Source organism: Butyrivibrio sp. NATIVEDY162 (assembly GCF_045999815.1).
Taxonomy (GTDB): domain Bacteria; phylum Bacillota; class Clostridia; order Lachnospirales; family Lachnospiraceae; genus Butyrivibrio.
Map to the genome: position 1 here is coordinate 654741 of NZ_CP172573.1, position 17865 is coordinate 672605.

At 40.9% G+C, this 17865-nt stretch carries 15 protein-coding genes; all 15 read right to left on the reverse strand.

Annotated features, from left to right (window positions below):
• Positions 1-115 precede the first annotated feature (115 nt).
• Entirely contained in the window at positions 116-1516 is a 1401-nt protein-coding gene (locus ACHCNF_RS02685) for an oxaloacetate decarboxylase subunit alpha (RefSeq protein ID WP_408071258.1), read from the reverse strand.
• Between the two features lie 27 nt (positions 1517-1543).
• Positions 1544-2695, reverse strand: a complete 1152-nt coding sequence (locus tag ACHCNF_RS02690; protein ID WP_408071259.1) for a sodium ion-translocating decarboxylase subunit beta — start codon at positions 2693-2695, stop codon at positions 1544-1546.
• 31 nt (positions 2696-2726) lie between these two features.
• Positions 2727-3074, reverse strand: coding sequence for a biotin/lipoyl-containing protein (locus ACHCNF_RS02695; RefSeq protein WP_408071260.1), 348 nt, complete (start codon positions 3072-3074; stop codon positions 2727-2729).
• A gap of 30 nt (positions 3075-3104) precedes the next feature.
• Positions 3105-3950, reverse strand: a complete 846-nt coding sequence (locus tag ACHCNF_RS02700) for an OadG family protein (RefSeq protein WP_408071261.1) — start codon at positions 3948-3950, stop codon at positions 3105-3107.
• A gap of 14 nt (positions 3951-3964) precedes the next feature.
• Entirely contained in the window at positions 3965-5395 is a 1431-nt protein-coding gene (locus tag ACHCNF_RS02705) for an acyl-CoA carboxylase subunit beta (RefSeq protein WP_408071262.1), read from the reverse strand.
• Positions 5396-5610: 215 nt separating this feature from the next.
• Positions 5611-6180 (reverse strand): SMC-Scp complex subunit ScpB, encoded by a 570-nt coding sequence (scpB, locus tag ACHCNF_RS02710; protein ID WP_408071263.1) that lies wholly within the window; start codon positions 6178-6180, stop codon positions 5611-5613.
• A gap of 8 nt (positions 6181-6188) precedes the next feature.
• Positions 6189-6941 (reverse strand): segregation and condensation protein A, encoded by a 753-nt coding sequence (locus ACHCNF_RS02715; RefSeq protein WP_408072180.1) that lies wholly within the window; start codon positions 6939-6941, stop codon positions 6189-6191.
• 21 nt (positions 6942-6962) lie between these two features.
• Positions 6963-7829: a metallophosphoesterase gene (locus tag ACHCNF_RS02720; RefSeq protein ID WP_408071264.1), complete on the reverse strand. Its 867-nt coding sequence runs from the start codon at positions 7827-7829 to the stop codon at positions 6963-6965.
• Between the two features lie 107 nt (positions 7830-7936).
• The gene (rpsU, locus tag ACHCNF_RS02725; RefSeq protein WP_022755619.1) at positions 7937-8113 is read right to left on the reverse strand and encodes a 30S ribosomal protein S21; all 177 of its coding nucleotides are present in this window, start codon (positions 8111-8113) and stop codon (positions 7937-7939) included.
• Between the two features lie 174 nt (positions 8114-8287).
• Positions 8288-10942 carry an alanine--tRNA ligase gene (alaS, locus tag ACHCNF_RS02730; RefSeq protein WP_408071265.1) on the reverse strand — a complete coding sequence of 885 codons (2655 nt, stop codon included), beginning with the start codon at positions 10940-10942 and terminating at the stop codon, positions 8288-8290.
• 16 nt (positions 10943-10958) lie between these two features.
• Positions 10959-12368 carry a glycine--tRNA ligase gene (locus ACHCNF_RS02735; protein ID WP_408071266.1) on the reverse strand — a complete coding sequence of 470 codons (1410 nt, stop codon included), beginning with the start codon at positions 12366-12368 and terminating at the stop codon, positions 10959-10961.
• A gap of 62 nt (positions 12369-12430) precedes the next feature.
• The gene (locus ACHCNF_RS02740) at positions 12431-13045 is read right to left on the reverse strand and encodes a hypothetical protein (protein ID WP_408071267.1); all 615 of its coding nucleotides are present in this window, start codon (positions 13043-13045) and stop codon (positions 12431-12433) included.
• A gap of 84 nt (positions 13046-13129) precedes the next feature.
• Positions 13130-13786, reverse strand: coding sequence for a DNA repair protein RecO (gene recO / locus ACHCNF_RS02745; RefSeq protein ID WP_408071268.1), 657 nt, complete (start codon positions 13784-13786; stop codon positions 13130-13132).
• Between the two features lie 54 nt (positions 13787-13840).
• The gene (gene era / locus ACHCNF_RS02750; protein ID WP_408072181.1) at positions 13841-14926 is read right to left on the reverse strand and encodes a GTPase Era; all 1086 of its coding nucleotides are present in this window, start codon (positions 14924-14926) and stop codon (positions 13841-13843) included.
• On the reverse strand, positions 14916-17864 hold the full coding sequence (locus ACHCNF_RS02755; RefSeq protein WP_408071269.1) for an insulinase family protein: 2949 nt from the start codon (positions 17862-17864) through the stop codon (positions 14916-14918). The genes era and ACHCNF_RS02755 overlap by 11 nt, the downstream gene beginning before the upstream one ends.
• Position 17865 lies beyond the last annotated feature (1 nt).

The window sequence follows — 17865 nt, forward strand, 5'->3', positions numbered from 1 at the left end:
CACATATATACATTTTTAAGTATATTTAAGCACTAAAAAAAAGAACAAATACCGCTTTTGGTATTTGTTCTTTTTAAACTTACTAAGCTCGAAAAAACGCGCTAAGTACAGAACCTTATGCAGGATAAGCACCATTCTTGGTGTCAGCTGCTGTAAGATCAACCTTCTCCTGCTGCGCAAGACGATATTTAAAGAAATCGGTAGCAACCTGCGGGAACAATGCATAAGACAATACGTCTTCATCCTGCTGCTTCCACTGCTTAACCTCTTCCTCAAATTTCTTAAGACCGGGCTGAAGCTTATCTGCAGGTCTGCAGGTAATAACTTCTCTGTCGCCGATGATCTTCTTCTGAACCTCAGGATTGAAAGGCTTAATTGTCTTACCATACTCACCTGCAAGAAGATCCTTGGTCTGGTCTGTAGCAACCTTGTATCTCTCACCCATGAGTACGTTCATAACTGCCTGAGTACCAACGATCTGTGAAGAAGGAGTAACAAGCGGAGGCTCACCAAAGTCCTTACGAACCTGAGGAATCTCCTCAAGTACTGTATTGTACTTATCACTTGCATTCTGCTCTTTCAGCTGGCTAACCATGTTGGAAAGCATACCGCCGGGAACCTGATACATAAGAGTCTTGATGTTAACACCAAGAACCTTAGCATCCATAAGTCCGCTTGCAAGACACTCTTCTCTATAAGGTCTGAAATAATCAGCGATTTCAGCAAGAAGCTTCTGATCAAGACCTGTATCGAATTCCTGACCCTTGAATGCCTCAACCATTACCTCTGTAGCAGGCTGTGATGTTCCAAGAGCAAAAGGTGAAATAGCACAGTCAATGATATCAACTCCTGCCTCAGCAGCCTTAAGGTATGTCATGCTGGCAACACCTGAGGTGTAGTGTGTATGAAGGTCAATAGGAAGGTTTGTAGCACTCTTAAGTGCTTTAACAAGCTTCTCTGCCTCATAAGGAAGAAGAAGACCTGCCATATCCTTGATACAGATTGAATCTGCACCCATTGATTCGATTTCTTTAGCAATGTTCATCCAGTATTCTTCTGTATAAGCATCTCCAAGTGTATAAGCAAGAGCGATCTGTGCATGACCGCCTTCCTTCTTACATGTCTTTACTGATGTCTCAAGGTTTCTAAGGTCATTAAGACAGTCAAAAATACGAATGATATCAATACCATTTGCAATTGACTTCTGAACAAAATACTCAACAACATCATCAGGATAATGCTTGTAACCAAGGATGTTCTGACCACGAAGAAGCATCTGCAGCTTTGTGTTCTTGAAACCATCTCTCAGCTTACGAAGTCTCTCCCACGGATCCTCTTTAAGGAATCTCATGGAAGCATCAAATGTAGCACCTCCCCAGCACTCTACTGAGTTGTATCCTACCTTATCCATAGTAGGGATTATGGGGAGCATAAGTTCTGTAGGCATTCTGGTAGCAATCAGTGACTGATGAGCATCACGCAGAACTGTCTCTGTAATCTTAATTGGCTTTGCCATAGTTATATCTCCTTTTCAATACTCACTTTAAAATACTCCGAATACTGCCATGAAGGTTCCGGCAACGACTGCAGTACCAACTACACCTGCAACGTTAGGTCCCATAGCATGCATCAAAAGGAAGTTACTGGGATCATATTCAGCACCAACCTTCTGTGAAACTCTGGCAGCCATAGGAACAGCTGAAACACCTGCTGATCCAATAAGAGGATTAACCTTTCCGCCGGTAATAACACACATCAATTTACCGAAGAGTGTTCCTGCTGCAGTACCAATTACGAATGCGATAAGACCAAGTGCAACAATCTTAATAGTTGTGATATTAAGGAATGCCTCAGCACTTGTAGTAGCGCCTACGGATGTACCAAGCATGATTACTACGATATACATAAGTGCATTGGAAGCTGTCTCCTGAAGCTGACGAACAACGCCACTTTCACGGAAGAGGTTACCAAGCATAAGCATACCGATAAGAGGTGCGGTAGTAGGAAGTATCATACTTACAACAATTGTAACAACGATAGGGAAAAGAATCTTCTCCAGCTTTGAAACAGGTCTGAGCTGCTGCATGCGGATCGTTCTTTCCTTCTCGGTTGTCAGTAACTTCATAACCGGAGGCTGGATAATAGGTACAAGTGACATGTACGAATAAGCAGCTACGGCTATAGGACCAAGAATTGTTGTCTGATTCAGCTTTGTAGCAAGGAAGATAGATGTAGGGCCATCTGCTCCTCCGATGATAGAAATAGCTGCAGCCTGCTGATCATTAAAGCCCATGGCAATAGCCATGAAATAAGCTGAAAAGATACCAAACTGAGCAGCGGCTCCCATAAGGAAGCTCTTAGGGTTAGCGATAAGTGGACCAAAGTCAGTCATCGCACCTACACCCATGAAGATAAGTGACGGCATAATAGCCCACTCATCCAGCAGGTAGAAATAATACAATAATCCGCCTACACCATTCGATGATTTATCGATTGAAAGCATAATATCCGGATAGATATTAACCAGCAACATACCGAAGGAGATAGGCACCAAAAGAAGTGGTTCGAAATCTTTGGCGATTGCAAGATACATGAATATCAAAGCAACTACAACCATGATATAGTTTCCGGGTGTCATTGTTGTAAATGCAGTTTGCTGCCAGAGATTCGATAATGTGTTTACAATGTAATCCATTTAACGACCTCCGTGTGAGTCTCTCCAAAATTTAGTTCATTGTTGCAACAACGCCGCCGGCTTCAACCTGATCACCTACAGCAACGTCGATACTTGCAATTGTTCCATCCTGAGGTGCTACCATAGGGATCTCCATCTTCATGGATTCCATAACAACTACAGCGTCACCCTTTTTAACTGCCTGACCAACATTAGCCTCGATCTTAAGAACCTTACCTGCTGCACCGGCAGTAACCTTAACACCGCCTGCACCTGCGCTTGCCTTCTTAGCAGGTGCTGCAGGAGCCTTGGGAGCTGCTACAGGTGCTCCACTTCCTGCACCTTCTTCTACAGTTACTTCATATACGTTTCCGTTAACGGTAATTGTATAATTTTTCATTATTTATGTCCTCCTAAAATAAGCTCTAATTTAAGCTCTTTTCCAATTACTTGCTTTACCGACTTTACGAACCGATCTAACTACAAAACCATCAGTTCCTGCGCTTGCACTTCCCTGATAAGCAGCTATGGCAGCGGCAATAACAGCCACAAGCTCATCCTCATCTGAAAGCTCTTCTTTCTCTGCTATCTGGGATGTCACAGTCTCAATTGACTTCTGAGTAATTTCTTTTGAAGTCTCTGTCTTCTTTTCTGTCATTTTGTTGATGATAGGGAACAAAGAAATTACCAAAGCTATGATAATAAGGACTGCGAAAGCCATTCCCATACCAAGCAGAGTGTTAAGTCCTGCACTCTTAAGTTTCTCACCCAGTGAATGGTTAACATTCACAGAGATAAGTGTGGGCATTCCCTTTCTGTCAAGGCTGTACTCAAGAATAGCTGTATGTGAATTATCACCTTTTCCCTCGATGATTGCATCAACCATGAGTACGCCATCCTTGTTAACATAGTAGGAAAATTCATCTACGTGAGTCACACTGATGTCTTCAGAAATTGTTTCCTTGCTGCTGTAACCGAGTTCATCGATTGCGTCATACCAGTTTCTGTAGCCTCTCGCAAAAACATCCAGCATAGACTCATCAAAACTGTCTTCCAGTTTTTCTTCAAAATTGTCAGGTGTAATACCCTGCAAATACATGTTCTCAAAGTAATCATCTTCTAATGTCTGAGCAACATTTAACAGATAATCCTTAGTAAAAACTGTCTCATCATATCTGCTTCCGGCTACAGTGTTTTTTTGAATACTGTTGCCACAAGCCGTAAGACCGAGCATGCAGATCAGCGTAACACCTAAAGCAAAAATCTTATGCTTCACTGTCAGGCTCCTCCTTATACTGTAGTGTGCTTCCTTACAGGGCGATCTTCACGCTTGCTGTAAAGCATCTCAAAAGCTCCTATTACATATTTTCTTGTGTCTGCCGCATTGATTATTGTATCAACATAACCTCTTGCTGCAGCACTTTCTACGTTATTCTGGAGTTTGCTGTAAGCAGCTGCTGTTTCAGCTACTGTTCCTGCATCCTTACCGTCAGCAATGATCTTTGCAGCATGATCTGCGTTCATTGTTCCGATTTCAGCATCAGGCCATGCAAATGTCATATCAGCTCCGATAGCCTTGGAGTTCATAACAACGTATGCACTTCCGTAAGCCTTGCCGGTTACAACATTAACCTTGGGAACTGTAGCTCCTGACAATGCAACTACAAGCTTTGCAGCGCTCTTTGCAACATGTCTCTCATCGCACTTTGTAGCGCCGAATCCTGCTACATTTGTAAGTGAAAGAACAGGAATCTCGAAAGCATCACAGAAATCAACCATATCAGCTGCCTTATTGCAAGCATGTGCTGTGAGCACATTGTCAAATTTCTCTGCTACTTCACCGTTCTCATCGTAAACAGCACTTCTGTTAGCAATAACACCAACTGTTGCGCCGTTAAGCTTAATGAAACCTGTAACCATCTCTTTTGCATAGTCGCGCTTTGTCTCAAAGAAGATTCCGTTATCTGAAATCTGTCTAAGCATAAGTGCGGGGTCAGCCATTGCTCCATCAAGGTTCTCACAGCCGCGGTTAAGGTCATCTGTGCACTCGTCAAAGTTCTCTGTATCTTCGTTGTTAGAAGGAAGCAGTGAAACGAGTTCTCTAATCTGAGCATAAAGTGTCATTTCGTCAGCAACCACATCAACGTTGCCAACCTCACCGCTCTGCCATGCAGCAGAAGAAGTATCACACTTCTCAACACTGTTGCCTTCAAGCACATTGGGAGAATTAACAAAGAGCTTTCCGCTCTTTTCTTCCATAAATGTGAAGTCTGTCATTGTCGGAAAAAGTGCAAGACCACCACCACAAGAACCAAGTATTGCAGTGATCTGCGGAACAACACCTGAAGCACTTACCTGCTTGCGATAGATTTCGCCGAATGCATTAAGTGCATCTGTTGCCTCCTGAAGACGAAGTCCGGCAGAATCAATAAGACCAATTACCGGTGCTCCCATCTTAAGAGCCATATCATAGAGACCTGCTATTTTCTTAGCATGCATCTCACCAACAGAGCCACCGAGAACGGATGCATCCTGAGCATAGACGTACACAAGCTTTCCGCCAATCACGCCATAGCCGGTTACTACACCATCAGAGGGTGTCTCTGTCTGCTTCAGATTGAAATCTGTGCTTCTGGCTTTAACCTGAGCGCCGATTTCAACGAAACTGTTTTCATCAAGTAGAGAAACAATTCTCTGACTTGCCTGAGAAGAACTACTCATTTCTTCACCTCCGTAATTTATTGTTAAGTGGTAATGCTACGCATTATGTTTTATCTTATAAATCCAATAAAAAATTATAAGAAAAACCACAACTTAAGTCAGAATATAGTATAGCACAAAAAAAAGACATGGAGAATAGTCCATGTCCTTATTTTATGCGCTTTTTATACATTTTTTGTTGTAGATAGAATTTTCAGGTCAGTACAGATTAAAATTCAGATATCGAGTTTAACACTTACCTCTTGTTCAGCTTCTTGTTTAAACTCTTCAACACGTACAGCATCAAGTGAAGGCAGCTCTTCAAGAGATTTAACTCCAAAGCTTCTAAGAAACTGTTCCGTCGTGCCAAAAAGAAGCGGTCTTCCGGGAGCATCAAGTCTTCCCAGCTCCTGAACAAGATTAAACTCAACAAGACGATTTACGGCATGATCGCTGTTAACACCTCTTATTCTTTCCACATCAAGCCTTGTAATTGGCTGCTTATATGCAATTATTGAAAGCGTTTCCATAAGAGCATCCGTAAGAGTTATCTTCTTAGGAGTTTTTGCAACCTTTATCAGATACTCATACATCTCACTTTTAGTACAAAGCTGGATGGAATCCTCCAGCTCGATAAGTCCTATACCGCTATCATCCCTGCTGTATTTTTCTTTTAAATATGCTATCTGCGCTCTTACATCCTTTAGATCCTGATCAAGCGCATTACACAGTGCTGCTACCGTCACCGAGTCACCCATTGTAAAAAGGATTGCCTCGATAGCTGCAGCTCCCTCTTCTTTAGTCATTTACTCCCTCACTTCGCAAAAACGTTTGATGTGATCATAATATCTCCAAACGTTTTATCCTGTTCTATTTGTATATCTCCAATTTTCATTGCTTCAAGAATAACAAGGAACGTAACTATTATTTCCACCTTACTTCCCTGTTTTTCAAGAAGATGCCTAAAGCTGAATTTTTCATGCTCACGAATATATGCCTTGACATAAAGTGTCTTCTGATCAAGGTCCACTGATTCCTTCTCAATTTTGCCGAATTTGCTTCTGATGGGATCGACCTTGTCTTCCTGTCTTCTTAACAGAGCCTGAAAAATCTCATTTAGCTTGGAAAGATTTGCATCACCAAGCAGTGTATCATAATCTATCGGTTCTTCATAGCTCAGCACTTCTTCAGGAATATTCTTTTTTCTATACATATGAGTATCAGCATCAGTCTGACGGTCTCTAAGCTCATCAGCCATGTACTTATACATCTTATATTCCAAAAGTTTTTCAACAAGTTCTGCTCTGGGATCTTCCTCTTCTCCTTCTTCATTGACTTCCTTAGGAAGAAGCATTTTACATTTAATATCAACAAGCGTAGCTGCCATAACGAGGAATTCACTGGTAACCTCCATGTCGTCCTTCTGCATGGCACGTATATATTCCATATACTGCTCTGTTATCACCGCAATAGGAATGTCATATATATCTATCTTGTTTTTATCTATAAGATGAAGAAGCAGATCAAGCGGTCCCTCAAAGACCTGCAGCTTTACTTCAAGCGCCATCATTTACCCTCTTGAGTTTTATTATTTTTCAGCATACAGCTTTATCACGCAAAGCTCACCCGGATTATTAAATCTTACCCTTATTGAATGAGTTGACAGCCCCCTGCTTAAAATCATTTTAGAATCGCCGATTTCATACAATCCGCCGTCATACTTAGGAAAAGGAACAAGGGCAGGCGAAATAACGCCCCCAATAATCGGAAGTCTTATAATACCTCCATGAACATGTCCGGAAACAGTCAGATCTGCGCCCCACTTTTTATACCTGTCAAAATATATCGGATTATGCGCGATCAATAATTGAAATCTGTTCTTACACGGAACTCCAAAGAAATTCTCGATATATCCTTCAGGTAAAGGGTTCTTTACAAACTTCCTAAAATACTCTCTTTCAAGTTCAAGGCCATGAATTTCCATATTCAGATCTTCCAGGTAGGTCCCCTGATTTCTCAAAAGAATACAGCCCGCCTCCAAGATTTTACTTTCATACCTGTCATAGGCCTGTTTCCTAAAGCCTCCCAGGACATCCATCTTGGTCTCATGATTGCCATTTGCAGCATAAACAGGATATCTGGAGCACAACTCCCGTATAAAATCAGCAATCTCATCGTATCGGTCATTCCCAAGTTCCTGATATGCCGTAAGCATATCTCCGGCAATCAGAATGCCATCCGGTGAGATATCATCAATAGCCTTTATAAGCTCTATATTGCCCTCTCCGAACAATTTCTCATGCAAATCCGAAAGCAGGCAAAATACAGCATCTTTTTTTAATTTATCCGAATGAACCTCATAATTTCTGACAACAAAGTGATTCATATCATGATGAATCACCAAACAAATAAAAATTATGACGATAACTACCATTAGCAGTAAGAAAATAAGCATAAAATATCCTGTAATCAATGGTTAAAGTTTCCATGCATCATAAGAAAGCATTTTCTTATGATATAAAAATAGTCCTTGATTTACAAAAACCAAGGACTTGTTTTTAATTAATTATATTTACGTTTTCTAGCTGCTTCAGACTTCTTCTTACGCTTTACGCTTGGCTTCTCGTAATGTTCTCTTTTACGAATCTCCTGCTGGATGCCAGCCTTGGCACAGCTTCTCTTGAAGCGACGCAGTGCGCTGTCTAAAGTTTCGTTTTCTTTTACAATAACTGTTGACATTCTCTACTCTTACCCTCCCTTCAGACCCTTCCTTACGGGTGACCAGGGTTATTTGCTATGCTCTGAATTTATTCACATAACATCTATAGATTATACCATGTTTTTTCACCACGTCAAGCACTAAAATAAAGGGTTTTTAATATTTTAATAAATGTTTTTTATTTCGTTCATTAATTACTTAATTTGCGACTCAAGTGTAGCCTTTGCCTCAGCAATTGCATCAGGAATTCCTGCGGGATTCTTACCGCCAGCCTGTGCCATGTTGGGACGTCCGCCACCGCCACCACCGACTTTTCCGGCGATAGCCTTTACAAGATTTCCTGCATGAGCTCCTGCTGTAATAGCTCCATCAGTAGCCATTGCCATAAGATTAACCTTGCCATCGTTTTCTGAAACAAGTACAACAACGCCTTCGCCAAGCTTAGCTTTAAGCTGATCGCCAAGATCTCTCAAACCGTTCATGTCAACGCCTTTAACGCTCTGAGCAATGAGCTTAACGCCCTTAACATCGATTACACTATCCATAACATCGCCAAGAGCTGCCTGAGCTTCCTTACTCTTAAGTGACTCATTCTCACTCTTGAGTGCTTTAAGCTCATCCTGAAGTTTTTTAATCTGATCACCAAGATTTGAAGGTGTAGTCTTAAGAAGCTTTGCTGCTTCTGTAAGTTCATTCTCTGCATTCTTGTAATAAGCTCTTGCATTGCTGCCTGTCAAAGCCTCAATACGACGAACTCCCGCAGCCACACCGCTCTCAGAAACAATCTTGAAAATGCCCACATGACTTGTGTTGGATACATGTGTACCACCGCAAAGCTCTATTGAGAAATCTCCCATATTTACAACTCTTACGGTTTCTCCATATTTCTCACCAAACAGTGCCATAGCACCTGTCTTCTTAGCTTCTTCTATAGACATTTCCTTAGTAACTACAGAAAGAGCTGCTGCTATCTTTTCATTTACGATATCTTCAACCTTCTGAAGTTCTTCAGCTGTCATAGCCTGATGATAGCTAAAGTCAAATCTGGTCTTATCAGGATCCTGATATGATCCTGCCTGCTCTACACTGTCCCCAAGAACCTGCTGCAATGCCTTCTGAAGAAGGTGAGTAGCTGAATGATTCCTGCAAGTCTTAGCTCTGTTCTCAGCATCTACATTAAGAGTCACTTTATCTGAATTATTAAAGCTGCCGGATACAACTTTACCTACATGAGCAGTTCTGCCACCGGCAACATGGATAGTCTCCATAACCTCAAACTTAGATCCATCAGATCCGAGAATCTCTCCGATATCTCCAACCTGACCACCCATAGTGCCATAGAATGTAGTCTTGTCAGTGATAATTGTTCCCTGCTGACCTTCAGACAGTTCTTCTACAAGAGCATCTTTTCCGGCCATAGCAACAACTTTGCCATCACATTCAAGTGCGTCATATCCAAGGAACTCACTCTTAATATCTTCACTAAGTGAATCAAAAACTCCTGCTCCTGTTGAAAGATTAGCTGAGAAATTCTGATTTTCTCTGGCTTTCTGTTTCTGCTCTTCCATAGCATCAGCAAAGCCTTTTTCATCAACAGTAAAGTTTTCTTCACCTGCAAGCTCTATAGTAAGCTCTACAGGGAATCCAAATGTATCATAGAGGAAGAATGCATCCTTACCTGCTATCTCTTTTTTGCCTTCCGCAGAAGTCTTATCGAGAATCTTCTTAAACTCTTTCATACCATTCTCAAGAGTAGACTCAAAACGTGTAATCTCTCTCTCAAGTTCAGTAAGAACAAAATTACGGTTCTTGTCGAGGTGCTCGTAGCTCTCTGCGTATTCTTCAATATAGATCTTTGCTACACCAAGAATCTGATCCTTATTTAAGCCAAGTGTTCTTGCGTGTCTTACCGCACGGCGGATCAATCTTCTAAGAATATATCCGGCACCTGTATTTGAGGGAAGAAGCTTAGCCTCATCACCAATCAGCATAACAGAAGTACGTGTATGATCTGCAAGAATTCTCATTGATCTTGTAGTCTTCTCATCAGCCTCATACTTGATTCCGCTCTCTTTTTCAATATATGCGATTACAGGTGCATGAAGATCAATCTTATAAACATCATCAGTACCGTTAAGGAAAGCAAGAATACGCTCAAGTCCCCAACCTGTATCAACATTCTTCTGTGACAGCGGTGTAAGATGTCCATCGTGATGCTTCTCATACTGCATAAAGACATCGTTACCAATCTCTGTATACTTGCCGCAATGACATCCGGGTCCACAATTAGGGCCGCAATCCGGCACATCCTTCACATAAAACATCTCACTGTCGGGACCACAGGGACCGTATTCAAGTCCCCACCAGTTATCCTCAGCCGGAAGATAGAAAATATTCTCCGGCTTAAATCCTGATTCTATACGATACTTTGCACCTTCCTCATCTCTGGGCGCATTTTCATCACCTGCAAAAACTGTTGCTGCAAGATGATCAGCATCAAATCCAAAAAGCTGTGTGAGAAGCTCAAAGCTCCACTGGCAACGCTCTTTCTTGAAATAATCGCCAAGAGACCAGCTTCCCATCATCTCAAAAAATGTTCCATGGCTCTTATCGCCAACAGAATCTATATCGTTTGTACGAACACATCCCTGAACATTGCAAAGTCTTGTTCCCATAGGATGCTTTTTACCAAGAAGGTAAGGCATAAGGGGCTGCATTCCTGCAACGTTAAACATAACGCCTGTTGAACCGTCTGATACAAGTGAAACAGCACCGCAATCAACGTGTCCGCGATCTATATAGAACTGCTTCCAAGCCTTGCGCAGTTCACTAGCTGTAAATTTCTTCATTTCTCCAACTCCTTAATTAAAATGTAAACTTATCAGCAAAATATGCCTCAAGCTCATCAATTGCTACACGCTCCTGCTCCATGCTGTCACGGAAACGAACAGTAACCTTACCGTCAGTCTCTGAATCAAAGTCATAAGTAATGCAGAAAGGAGTACCAATTTCGTCCTGTCTTCTATATCTCTTACCGATATTTCCTCTGTCATCAAATTCGCAGTTATACTTCTTGGAAAGCTGTGCATAAATCTTCTCAGCACCTTCATTAAGCTTCTTTGAAAGCGGAAGTATACCGATCTTGATAGGAGCAAGTGCGGGATGGAATCTAAGCACTGTACGCATATCAGGCTTTTCTTCTGTGCCAAGGTTTTCCTCGTCATAAGCTTCACAAAGGAATGCAAGTGTTACACGGTCAGCACCAAGTGAAGGCTCAACAACATAAGGGATATACTTCTCATTTGTCTCATCGTCAAAGTAATCCATAGGCTGACCTGATGTCTCCTGGTGCCTTGTAAGGTCATAGTCAGTTCTTGAAGCAATTCCCCAAAGTTCACCCCACTCTGTGAAGGGGAAAGCATACTCAATATCAGTAGTGTGATCGCTGTAGAATGAAAGCTCTTCAGGATCATGGTCGCGAAGGCGAAGGTGCTCTTCACTGATTCCGAGAGAAAGAAGCCATTCATAGCAGAACTTTCTCCAATATGTAAACCACTCTGTCTGTGTTCCGGGTTTGCAGAAGAACTCAAGCTCCATCTGCTCAAACTCTCTGGTACGGAAAGTAAAGTTACCGGGAGTTATCTCATTACGGAAGCTCTTACCAATCTGGCAAATACCAAAAGGAAGCTTCTTACGTGATGTACGCTGTACATTCTTAAAGTTAACGAAAATACCCTGTGCTGTCTCAGGTCTTAAGTAAACTGTATCCTTTGCATCCTCTGTGACCCCCTGGAAGGTTTTGAACATGAGGTTGAATTCTCTGATTCCTGTAAAATTATGCTTTCCGCATGAAGGGCAGGGAACATTGTGATCGTTGATGAACTTCTCCATCTCTTCATGAGACCATCCGTCTACTGAAGACTCAAGTGCTATGCCATTCTCTGCTGCAAAATCCTCAATGATCTTGTCAGCACGAAATCTCTCATGACATTCCTTACAATCCATAAGAGGATCAGAGAAACTTCCAAGATGTCCTGAAGCGATCCATGTCTGAGGGTTCATAAGAATTGCGCAGTCTACACCTACATTGTGAGGGCACTCCTGAACAAACTTCTGCCACCATGCCTTTTTAACATTATTCTTAAACTCAACACCAAGATTTCCATAATCCCATGTATTTGCAAGACCACCGTAAATTTCACTTCCGGGATAGATAAAGCCTCTTCCCTTTGCAAGTGCAATTATTTTGTCCATAGTTTTTTCATTAGCTTTCATTTCCAAAACCTCTTTCCGAGCACAATGCTCATTTTTTATTCTAAGAGCTCTATGCTCATTATTTACTTATCAAGAACCACGCAGGCAATTTCTCCATCAACATTCTCAGAAAAATCTGCCACATATTTATCTCTGGCCTTTACTTTTCCCGAAAAATATTTAATCTTATACGGAGCTGCTATAGCACCGTTCGACCTTGTTATGATAATATGCTGATTGCTCAAAAGTGAAGCCTTCTCAGAATCTATCGCATTGCCGTCCTTATCGACAAGTGTATTAACATCAATCTGCCCTGCAAGAACAGCATCGGTTACAGTCTCATATTCAAGCATTTCATTATTAAAATCCTTGTAATTCTCTGCATTGGAGAATTTAATGACAACCTTCACCTTTCCATCATTAACATCGATGCTCTTAAACTCAGCTGCACCCTCTCCCTTTGTAACTATAAAGGAATTAACTTCATTTTCAATCATTTCCTGAAGTTCCTTGGGATCGTAATAGCTCTCGGAAAATTCATCAACTATAGTGCTTATGACGGTACCATCTCTTTTAATCTCTACAGATGAAATATCCAGATCCGAGGTATTGCCCCCTGAGCCACAAGCAGTCAGGTTAACAAGCAGCAGCATCACTGCCATAATTGCAACCGTGCTTTTAATAAACTCTTTTTTCACAATATTTATCCTCTTATTAAAATATGCTTTAGTGCATTAAAATCATGCACACTTGTATGATTATATAACGGCTTTTGCGCTTTTTCAATTATCTTCAATCATCTTAACCATTTCATAGCTTTTTAAATTTCTGTCAATGAATCTTTTCCTATAGATGTCGCAAATATGCAAAAGCTCATTTAATACCTCTGAGGTAACAGCAAAGGAATAAAGTTTCTCTACTGTTGAAGTGCGTATAAACTCGAGTGTATATGCCGTAGAACCGGAATATTTTCTGTCTGTCGGAATCCCGGGAAATTCTCCGTTTATGACAAGGCTTTTTATTTCAAAGATGCATCTCACAAGCCTGTTGTCAAAATTGTCAGACTCGAGAGCTCTAAGAGACTGGTAGAGTAATTTTAGCAGTTCTCTCTCGTCATTATTTTCCCTTGTGTAATAGTCGGCAATTTCAAGAAAAAACATTCCATACATAGAACCATTGAAATCATTTCTGAAATGTTCAAAATAGTTTGTTATTTTGGCTTCCTGAATAGTATACGAAGTACGCCCCTCATAAAGGCTGAACTCTCCAAAACAAAAAGGCTCAACAACTCCGGCCAGGTGATTTCCCGGACGGCGCGAGCCCTTTGCAAAGGCTGAAATCTTCCCACGCTCTGAAGTAAGAACAGTCACCACGAAATCATAGTCTCCTACAGGTGCTCTCTTTATGATCATTCCATTCACTGTGGTAAGTTCAACCATTTAATGTTTTAAACCTCATATGCTGTTACAGCATCACTCTTACATGTTGAAGAGTTATTTTGTATTTTTATATCCAAAGTTTTTCATTTGGACAGTGTCGTTTCTCCAGTCTTTTCTGACTTTCACAAAAAGCTGAAGGTTCACACGACATCCCACAAGCTTCTCTATATCGGCTCTGGCCTGTGAGCCAATCTTTTTCAGCATAGCTCCGCCTTTACCGATGATGATTTCCTTATGGGAATCACGCTCACATATAACAGAAGCTTCTATATCCATAATCTCCGATTCCTGAGAAACATCGGCTGCATCGGTAGCTCCGCCCTTAAGCGCTGCAAGCATCGCCTCCAGATCAGGTGCTTCTCCTGAGCTTTCAGTCTGTACATTAGAAAGATTGTTCCCATCCTGAGCACCCTTTTTAGGTGGATGAAAATGCTTTGATTTTTTCTTTTTTGCAGGTGCTGAAGTTTTTCTGGTCTTCATGGTCTCAACAGTAACTGCTATTCCATGTGGTACCTCATCCGAAAGAAGTCTTAATGCCTTCTCTCGTATAATTTCCGCCACTATATCTCGTTCAGACTGATCCGTAAGCGTCTCATCATCATAAAAAGGATCTCCATACGGAAGTCTGTCAAATATTTTCTGCATCAGCTCATCAAGGTTGTCACTTTTAAGTGCCGATACAGTAACTATATCTGCATACTCCATTTCCTTTTTGTATGCACTAATAAAACTGTTAAGATCTTCTGCTGAAACAGTATCTATTTTATTAATTACAAGAATAACCTGTTTCCCACACTCGCGAAGCTGGTCGATGATCATATGCTCACCGGAACCAATAAAAGTACTTGGTTCAACAAGCCATAAAATAAGATCAACCTCTTCCATGGTTTTGGTCGCAACCTTAACCATATATTCTCCAAGCTTATTTTTTGATTCGTGTATTCCGGGTGTGTCAAGAAACACAATCTGGCCACGCTCATCAGTATAAACCGTCTGTATCCTTCCTCGTGTTGTTTGAGGCTTGTGGGAGGTAATGGCTATCTTCTGCCCTATAAGGTGATTCATAAGGGTGGATTTACCCACATTCGGTCTACCTATAAGGGTGACATAGCCACATTTCATATTTGCATTATTGTTCAGATTTTCCTGCATAAATAAGCTGCTCCACTTTCCCAAATAAATCTTTGTTCTTCATGATCTTGTTGCCATCGCCAACCACGCAAAGACAGTCATCTTCCATGAAAGCATCAACATATGCCGCAAGACTTCTGATCTTATCTCTGTCAGTTGAAAGCAATGTATCTCTGTCATGCTGAATGTCATCCATATTCGCGTTGCAAAGATATGCAGTAAGTCCGTAAGCTCCCTTTGCAGAGGGGGTTTTTGGCGTATCCAGATCACTTATGGCGCCGATAACAAACTGCGTTATTGTCCTCTCATCCGCATCAAAGTTTTTTAGATATTCTGATGCCTCCTTAAAGACATCAATACTTCTCGTAAGATGCGGATCTCTGTATGTAACAAAGTAAGAATCGCCGTTCTTTGCAAACCCGCTCATGCATCCGTATGCGCCTCCGAGCACTCTGATGTTCTTCCACAGATAGTCATAGCCAAGCATAACACGAAGAACTCTGAGAGAACCGTCATACTTTAGCCCCTTCTTTGCGAAATTACCTGCCCTGCATACGTACTGTACCTGACCTGCAGTCTGGAATCCCTCATTCTTTTTCTCACATTGTATGCTAAAGCCTTCAGTCTGAATCTCTTCAGTATGAAGTGACTCCGCAAAAGCTTTAACCTTTTCATCAAGGCCGGGATATTCCTTTTCGGATGCTGTGTAATCAACTAAAAGATTTTCAGCTCTGAAAATTATCCTGCAAAGCTCAAGCATTTTATTAATTACATCATCAGCTGCACTTTCCTCATTTGAAATGCTTTCCCTGACCTCTTCGATCAATCTGTAGCCACCTATACCGGAAACCATATCCGATATCTTCGCAGCTTTTGATACATAAGAAAGTGCTCTTAGTGCAGCACTGTGATGTCCTGCTCCGGCAAGTTCGGAACGAGCTCTGCTGCATGACTCCTCAAGTATCTCAAGAAGTCTCTTTTTATCATCAAACTTAGTCTTTAAAATTATTTCAGAAACAAGCTCAAATGCTTTATCAAGCTGTGTATACAGCGCTTTAACAGATATCTCAAAGGTTGTTACAAATCTGGTTGTATCATTTGAATCAGTATAAGTACTTATGGAACCGTTTATACCGCCTGTCTGTAAATTGATTTCATTATACAGATCTGTATAAGTATAATTCTCTGTATCCATGAGTCCCAGCAAAGTCTTCAACATAGGTGCATATGGCAGAAGTCTGTCCGGTACATTCCTCATATCGAAGACAAAATTAAGATATCCGATCCCGTTAGTAAATACGTTGTGGAACAGAATCTTTCTATCCCCTGCACTTCTGAGTTCATTAATAAACCTGTCTGCTTCTTTCTTAATATCATCTCTGGTAAGGAGCGGTATCTTCGCAAGATCCTCAGGTCTGTCTGGCTCTTCCTGATAAGCTTTAAGCTCAGCAGTATCCTTTACTATCTGCTCAAGCTCGTTTTGAGACATCGCATCTTTTTTTGCTTTCAGTATCTCTTTGAGCTTTTCTTCTTTATGTTCGGTAAGCCCTTTCTCAGGTTTCATTACAAGCACTGAACTGTGCGTATTATCCAGGATATAATCTTTTATCAGATTTTCAAAATAACCTGTCTCAACTTCTTTTTTAAGAGTGGCAAATGTATCATTTGCTTCAATATTTATCCATGGCTTCATATCATCATACAGCCAGCTGTCCAATACCTGAAGACCGTATAAAAGGCCTTTTGGAAATCTTCCAAAATCTGCTTCTCTGTACTTGAATTCATCCGCATTTATGCCTGCAAGAAGCGCCTTCTTGTCTATGCCGTCTTTGACCTGAGCATTTAATACTTCAAAAATAGTATTTATAAACTCATCCTTCTGCTCAGGATTAGCATTTTTTGCAACAATGGAAAAAACAGGCTGGATCATTCCGTTGTCATAATCGCTGAAGACTTCACTTCCTATTCCTTTATCTATGAGAGCCTTTTTTATAGGAGCTCCGGGAGCGGAACATAGAGCATAGTCAAGGATGTCAAAAGCGACATAAAACTTGGGATCAAGACTGCTACCCACAGAAAAATTGATTGAAAGATATGTATTATCCTTCTCAGATTCCTCATTCATGATGGGATAAACGCCATTACAATCTATGCGTTTATCAAAAGCTTTCTGAAGCTTTATCTCAGAGTCAATGTAGAGACTATCAAAATTTGACAGATACTTTTCATCAATATACTGAAGTTTCTCAGCCATATCCATATTTCCATAAAGATAGATATAGCTGTTAGAAGGATGATAATACTTTCTGTGAAAATCGAGATAATCTTCATAAGTAAGATTATAAATTTCGTCCGGATCTCCACCTGACTCGATACCGTAAGTAGTATCAGGGAAAAGGGATTTTCTTATCTCTCTTGCCACAACCTCATCTGCAGAGGAAAACGCACCTTTCATTTCATTATAGACAACACCGTTTATTTTCAGTTCATCATCAATGTCATCCATCTCATAATGCCATCCCTCCTGCATGAATATCTTTTTAGTCTTATATATGTTGGGATAAAAAACAGCATCAAGATATACATGCATAAGATTCTGAAAATCCGCATCGTTACAACTTGCCACAGGATAGACTGTTTTATCAGGATAGGTCATGGCATTAAGAAACGTATTAAGCGATCCCTTTACAAGTTCAACAAAAGGATCCTTTATAGGAAACTCCCTTGATCCGCAAAGAACCGTATGCTCAATTATGTGTGCAACACCTGTGGAGTCCTTTGGCGGAGTTCTGAATCCAATATAAAAAACTTTATTATCATCATCATTTGGCAGCAAAGCAAGCCTTGCCCCTGTTTTTTTATGTCTTACAATATAACTGTCTGAGTTCAGATCCTCAATTCTTCTATGCTCTAAAACTTCATAAGCACTAAGTTCTTCAACTCTCATC

What these genes read in the sequence shown, in the direction of transcription:
- ACHCNF_RS02685 (WP_408071258.1), bottom strand. Translation starts at nt 1,516, where the DNA reads ATGGCAAAGCCAATTAAGATTACAGAGACAGTTCTGCGTGATGCTCAT.
- ACHCNF_RS02690 (WP_408071259.1), bottom strand. Translation starts at nt 2,695, where the DNA reads ATGGATTACATTGTAAACACATTATCGAATCTCTGGCAGCAAACTGCA.
- ACHCNF_RS02695 (WP_408071260.1), bottom strand. Translation starts at nt 3,074, where the DNA reads ATGAAAAATTATACAATTACCGTTAACGGAAACGTATATGAAGTAACT.
- ACHCNF_RS02705 (WP_408071262.1), bottom strand. Translation starts at nt 5,395, where the DNA reads ATGAGTAGTTCTTCTCAGGCAAGTCAGAGAATTGTTTCTCTACTTGAT.
- scpB (WP_408071263.1), bottom strand. Translation starts at nt 6,180, where the DNA reads ATGACTAAAGAAGAGGGAGCTGCAGCTATCGAGGCAATCCTTTTTACA.
- ACHCNF_RS02715 (WP_408072180.1), bottom strand. Translation starts at nt 6,941, where the DNA reads ATGGCGCTTGAAGTAAAGCTGCAGGTCTTTGAGGGACCGCTTGATCTG.
- ACHCNF_RS02720 (WP_408071264.1), bottom strand. Translation starts at nt 7,829, where the DNA reads ATGCTTATTTTCTTACTGCTAATGGTAGTTATCGTCATAATTTTTATT.
- rpsU (WP_022755619.1), bottom strand. Translation starts at nt 8,113, where the DNA reads ATGTCAACAGTTATTGTAAAAGAAAACGAAACTTTAGACAGCGCACTG.
- alaS (WP_408071265.1), bottom strand. Translation starts at nt 10,942, where the DNA reads ATGAAGAAATTTACAGCTAGTGAACTGCGCAAGGCTTGGAAGCAGTTC.
- ACHCNF_RS02735 (WP_408071266.1), bottom strand. Translation starts at nt 12,368, where the DNA reads ATGAAAGCTAATGAAAAAACTATGGACAAAATAATTGCACTTGCAAAG.
- recO (WP_408071268.1), bottom strand. Translation starts at nt 13,786, where the DNA reads ATGGTTGAACTTACCACAGTGAATGGAATGATCATAAAGAGAGCACCT.
- ACHCNF_RS02755 (WP_408071269.1), bottom strand. Translation starts at nt 17,864, where the DNA reads ATGAGAGTTGAAGAACTTAGTGCTTATGAAGTTTTAGAGCATAGAAGA.